This window comes from Vicinamibacterales bacterium (assembly GCA_036012125.1).
Classification (GTDB): Bacteria; Acidobacteriota; Vicinamibacteria; order Vicinamibacterales; family UBA823; genus UBA11600.
This window is the reverse complement of the sequence record DASCOS010000006.1, coordinates 1-3,595: the sequence shown is the minus strand read 5'-3', so window position 1 is coordinate 3,595 and position 3,595 is coordinate 1. Positions and strand designations below refer to the sequence as shown.

Annotated in this window: 1 protein-coding gene; it reads right to left on the bottom strand. The window is 58.2% G+C overall.

Features of this window, described 5'->3' with window-relative positions:
- Positions 1-21: 21 nt before the first annotated feature.
- Complete coding sequence (locus tag QGH09_02850; GenBank protein HJO17125.1) at positions 22-3,243, bottom strand: hypothetical protein; 3,222 nt, start codon at positions 3,241-3,243, stop codon at positions 22-24.
- Positions 3,244-3,595 lie beyond the last annotated feature (352 nt).

The window sequence follows — 3,595 nt, the reverse complement described above, 5'->3', positions numbered from 1 at the left end:
CAGATCAACGGGAGTTATCAGCTATCTCCCTCCGTTCACCGGCGACAGGCCGCGTTGTTGGAGCAAGCGATTAAAGGCCGGCAAGGTATTCAATCTCAGTCCTTCGAGTTCTTCAGCGGCGGCTTCAAGGCGCTCTTTGAGAATTTCGTATACCGCACGCTGTTGATCCGTAGGAGGAAAGTCGGACGTAGCCACATTACGAGCAAGGTAAGTCAAGCGTCCCAGCGCCTTCACTGGCCAACGAACCTGGTCCTGCCCAGTGCCCGTCTCCCATAACTGCACGAGCTTTTCCTCAACAGCGATCAGCGTGCCCATTAGCTCACCAGAAGCATCCAAGAGTTCAGTTTCGCCCCGCTCTTCAAGCAACTCTTCGAGGTCATCGAGTTGCTTGCGGACCCACTCGATCTCGTTAGCCGTCTCCGCCGCCGCGGCGGCATCAGCTTGCATCACTCGAAGCAGCGCAACTTGCTCGGCGACATCGGCCGCGCTGCCCTCGGAGTTGGGATCCTTCATCACCGTCAGTGATTGCGATTGCGTCGTGGTACCGGTCGAAAGAACGACAGTGTATTCACCAGGCGGCTCAAGGATCGTGATCTGACCACCTCCCGAGCGCCAACCATCGGGCCCCAGGTCGACCCAGTCGGCATACAGCGGTTTGGTGCGCAGCCGGACCTCTGTACTCGGCTCAGAGCGGATGTCCCAGTGAATACGGTTGAGGCCGACTTTGCTGGTTCCGGAGAGGGTGCGAATGGTCTCGCCACTGGAATTCTCGATCCGGATCGTTACCGAGCCACTAGGCTCAGAGCCAAGCCAGTAATTGATCGGGGTCCCATACGTCGGGTTCTCGCCAGCGCTCGGATCGTTCGGCATCGTCATCGCTGAAGTCCGATTGTGGAAACGGTATGTGTCGCGGGGCTCAAAGAGGTGTGCTTCTGTGCCGCGCACGCTCTCAGTGAGTTGCTGAAGCGGCGACAGGTCATCAAGAATCCAGAAGCCGCGCCCATAAGTTCCGACTACTAGGTCATTGAAGTGCTCTTGGACATAGAGGCCATACACTGGGCTAGCTGGCAAGTCGGTGTTAAGCGATTGCCAGTTGGCACCGTCGTCGAAGGACACGTATAAAGCATTTTCCGTTCCCAAGTAAAGCAAACCCGGACGCACAGGATCTTCCCGAATGTCGCGTGCGTAGCTCATCGGGCTGTCGGCGATTCCGTCAACGATCTTGGTCCAAGTGTCACCGTAGTCTTCGGTCTTGTAGACATGCGGTTGGAAGTTGCCCTGCTGGTGGTGCTCAACAGCGATATAGGCCTTGCCTGGATCCCATTTGGAAGCATCGATGCCGCGCACGACACCGTCGGAAGGCAAGTCCGGAAAGTTTGCAGTGACGTTGACCCAGGTTTCTCCGTTGTCGCGGCTAACGTGCACTAGTCCGTCGTTCGAACCTGCGTAGAAAACACCTTGCTGAGCCGGAGATTCGTCGAATGCGTAAATCACGCAGCAATACTCGACACCGATGTTGTCGGGCGTGAGACCGCCTGATACGCCCTGCCGGCTCTTGTCATTGGTTGTCAAGTCGGGGCTGATCACGTCCCAGCTCTGCCCACGGTTCGTGGTGCGATGCACGTGCTGGCTGGTGACGTAGATCGTCTCGTTGTCGTGCGGCGAAATAAGCAGCGGGAAGGTCCACTGGAAGCGGTACCTGAGTTCTGCTGCTGGCCACCCAATCGTGCTCTCCGGCCACACCTCGACCTGACGAAACTGGCGATTTCTTTCATCGTAACGGACGACGATGCCACCGACAGCGCCGGATCCTGACGCGCTCGACCAAATGATGTTGGCATCAGTTGGGTCCGGGGTCGCGAAACCGCTCTCACCACCCCCGACAGAGTGCCACATGCCTCGAGGGATGAAGCTGCCACCGAAGCCACCGGTAAGACTGTTGCTCGGACCGCGTGTGCTCGGGCCGTCTTGACGGTTACCCATTACGTTGTACGGAACGCTGGTGTCGGCGGTAACGTGATACATCTGGGCGAGCGGCAATTGTACCCGTAGCCATGTGCGGCCCCGGTTCTCGGAAATCGCGAGGCCGCCGTCGTTTCCCACGATCATCCGATTGCCGTCTGTAGGATCGACCCACATGTCGTGGTTGTCGCCCCCCGGTCGCTGGCGCCCGTCCATTGACACTCCAGTGAGCGCGCCATCAATCGATTTGACGAAGGCAGCCGTGAGGAAATAGGCCTCGTCAGGATCGTCCGGGGATACAACGCAATTGTTGTAGTAGGCAGTGCGGCCGCCAAAGTTACGGTCATGGCTTGTAACTTGCCAGCTTTGGCCACCATCGTCCGAACGCCATACCTCACCGCTCTCAGTTTCCTGCCCGTGCCATGGCGGACCATCCCCTGTTTCGATCAACGCATAGATGCGATTGGAGTCCGCCGGTGTCATACAGACATCTATCTTTCCGACTGGGAGTGTCGGGAGACCATTGCCTTCCAGCCTCGTCCATGTATCGCCGCCGTCTCGCGACATAAATAGCCCGCTCCCCGGGCCACCGCTCTCGCGACCCCAGGTGTTGACGACAACCTGCCAGGTCCCAGCAAACAGTATGCGGGGGTTGTTCGGATCCATGATCAGACTCGACGCGCCGGTGTCGCGATCTACAAACAGAACATGCTCCCAGCTATCGCCTCCGTCCATTGTTCGAAAGATTCCGCGTTCATCTTGTGCGCCGTGAGCGTGGCCAAGGGCAGCTATATAGACGATGTTCGGATCATTCGGGTGAATCACGATCGCAGCGGTGCGAGTCGGTGAGCCCATACTCATGTGCTGCCAAGTCCGACCTCCATCAGTGGACTTATACACTCCGGTACCGACAGAAACATTCGAGCGAATATGAGGCTCGCCAGTCCCTGCCCAAACAATCTGCGGGTCGGACGGCGCTACGGCAAGTGCGCCGATAGCATGATCGGGCTGGTCGTCGAAAATAGGCTCCCAGAACAAACCGCCGTCCTCGGTTTTCCAGATGCCTCCAGTAGCAGCGCCGACGTAGTAGGTAAGCGGGTCACCAGCGATCCCGGCAACCGCGGCGATGCGATTGCCTACTGGTCCGATGTGGCGGAAGTGCAGAGCCTGGAGCTCTGCCGGTGCTTGCTGAGCGACACCCGCGACCGGCGAAGCGAGCGGTCCAGACAAGGCCAGAATGGTAACTAGGGAGACTAAGGAACGACGCAATAACAGCAACATGATGAACTCTCCCGGTTTGCAGCCGGACAGGGGGGCGATTTGCTCTACTCACAGCAAAGTTAGCCCTGGACAGGACGGCGGGTCAAGGGTGCCGCCACTTTTGCGCAGGGCGATCCTGATACTTCTAAGGAGGCTGCTGCTGAGTTGGTGGCGACAAGCACTCCGTCAAAAGGTCACCGGGGATTTAATGCCCCCAGGTGACCTTTTTTAAATTGCTTTCAATTTCTTTCGCCAGTAGCGAGCCAGCCCAGGCCAAGACATCCACGGTGCACCGCCTTGTTGGTACAGCGCCACTTTGTTGGCTGCGAGCGTCTCGTTCAACCCAGAGTCCACCAGCGCAGTAAATTCCGCG

Excerpts from the sequence above, each read along its gene's own strand:
- QGH09_02850 (HJO17125.1), bottom strand. The coding sequence starts at position 3,243 with ATGTTGCTGTTATTGCGTCGTTCCTTAGTCTCCCTAGTTACCATTCTG.